Here is a 2,120-nt window from a genome sequence, read left to right as displayed (position 1 = left end):
CTCGCTGTAGGCGCGTGCCGCCGCGGTGAGCGGATTGTTCGGCTGATCGCTGTCGCCGAAGGTGGTGAACGGCACCGAGAATCCCATATCCTTCGCGAAAGTCTTCTTGGCTGTCTTGTCGGTCACCAGCCACGCGATAAAGTCAAGCGTGGCCTTCTTGTCCTGTTCGCTCGCGTTCTTGTTGACCGCCCAGCTCGCGTCATAAACACCTGCAGGGCCGTAATCGCCTTCGCCCTTGATACCCATGTAGTAGGGAAGCATGCCCAAGTCGTCGTCGGCGACCTTGTTGCCCTTGATCTGCGAGTACGCCCACACGCCATTGGGATAGAACGCGACTTTGCCGAGCGCGAACTCCGACGTGCAGTCATCATAGGTCTTGGAACTGACCAAGCTGGGTTGCGTCGGGCTGTTCTTCAGTTCAAGGTCGAACAGGTTCTTGTAATTGTTCAGATACGTTCCCTTCAGCGTTGCGGAGAATGTGGTGTCGCGATCGCGATACTCGTAGAACAACGGCAGTCGCGCCATATGTGCGGTGAAGCGGTAGGTGTCCGAGGGGTCGAGACCCGGCGTGGCAATTGCGCCGTCGAGCCCGAGATCGCTCTTGTGCTGCTGGATGCTTTCGACCACTTTCTTGAACACGGCATAACTGGTGATGTCGTCAGCGGACTTGATAACCGCGTAATCCTTGGCGCAGTAGTCCTTGATGATCTTCTTGTTGTAGATGATCCCATACCACTCGGCAGCATATGGAAGCGTGTACACGTTGGACCCGTCCTTGTACGCGTAAGCACGGCCGTCCTTGCTGAGCAGGCTGTACGCCTTGGACGTCTGCAGCGGTTCCGCGTAACGCTGGTACTTCGCGAACTGGTCGTATCCGGAGATATTGAACATGGTAGGAGCGTCAGATTTCGACATCTCCGATGCCATCGTGGTGTCGTACGTGCCGGATGCCGCGGTCTGAATATCCACTTGCACGCCAGTTTGCTTGGTATAGCTGGCTGCAAGCGTCTTCAGCTGGTTGACGATTTCCGGTTTGTTGTTCATGTAGCGCACATGGCCTTTATCGGCCGATGACCCTCCGCATGCAGCGAGGCCGACACTCATGGCGAATACCGCTACGGCTGCTGTGAGCTTCGTCAATGTGGTGTTCATGATGACTCCTTTGTTGCTGATGAACTGCGGTTGATGGCCGCACTTGTGGTGGGCGGATAAAGTAATAACGGCAGATTCGCCCGGCATCGTTGCCGTTGCGGACAGGAAGAGTAACAAATGTTGACGATGGATATCAATTGCGGCCGAAGCGCCGATAATACGACAGCAGGGGCGCAACTGGGGCTGCCGGCCGGAGGAATGCCCTGATATGGGCATCACCCCCAGCCGGCGATGAAAGCGCTATCAGTCCTGGTTCAATCGCAGCCAAACGGTGGTATCTTGCGGCAGCCGGCCGTCAGAGCACAGCTCGCCGGAGGTGAGCAGCACCTCGCCCGCCGGCAATGCGACAGGTTCCGCACCGAAATTGGTCACACTCGCCCAGCCGTTGGACCGGCGGTAAGCAATCACGCCGCCGTGCTGACCGTCAGCGCCATCCGGCAGGCTGGACGGACGATCTTCGTCCAGCCAAGTAAGCGACGTATCGGCCGGCATCAGTTCATGGCGCAACGCCAACGCCCTGCGATACAGGGTGAGCATCGAGTCGGGCTGTGCGCTCTCACGGTCGGCAGCGAAATCAGCGAACCATGCGGGCTGCGGCAAATGCGCGGGTTCCGACGGCTGCCCCGCTTGATCTGCGGACACGCCGGCGCCTTCGACTTTCACGCGGGGCGAGAAGCCGAACGACCCCTCGACCCCATCGGCGGCGACCCACGGCAGAGGAACACGGCATCCATCACGGCCCTTGTCCTTGGCCGCACGTTCACTGTTGCGCGCGGTCGGATCCTCAAGCTTGTCCCACGGGATGTCCGCGACCTCGAACAGGCCGAGCTCCTCACCCTGATACAGGTACGCCGAACCGGGTAACGCGAGTTCCATCAGAATTGCAGCCCGCGCGCGACGCGTGCCGACTTCGCGATTCTCGTGATAACTGGTGCCGTCACGCAACAGCCAGTCATGCGCCAACTGAT

At 59.3% G+C, this 2,120-nt stretch carries 2 protein-coding genes; both read right to left on the bottom strand.

All coding sequences use genetic code 11. The features are described 5' to 3' along the window. Positions 1 to 1,152: ABC transporter substrate-binding protein (locus tag ACI38B_RS03785; protein WP_439729584.1), on the bottom strand; the 1,152-nt coding region annotated here is incomplete at its 3' end. A 243-nt stretch (positions 1,153 to 1,395) separates the two neighbouring features. After that, a partial coding sequence (locus ACI38B_RS03780) for an alpha-amylase family glycosyl hydrolase (RefSeq protein WP_439729583.1) occupies positions 1,396 to 2,120 on the bottom strand: 725 nt, incomplete at its 5' end.

Origin of the sequence: Bifidobacterium sp., assembly GCF_051876855.1 — a bacterium.
Lineage (GTDB): Bacteria > Actinomycetota > Actinomycetes > Actinomycetales > Bifidobacteriaceae > Bifidobacterium.
This window is presented reverse-complemented; position numbering and strand designations above follow the sequence as displayed.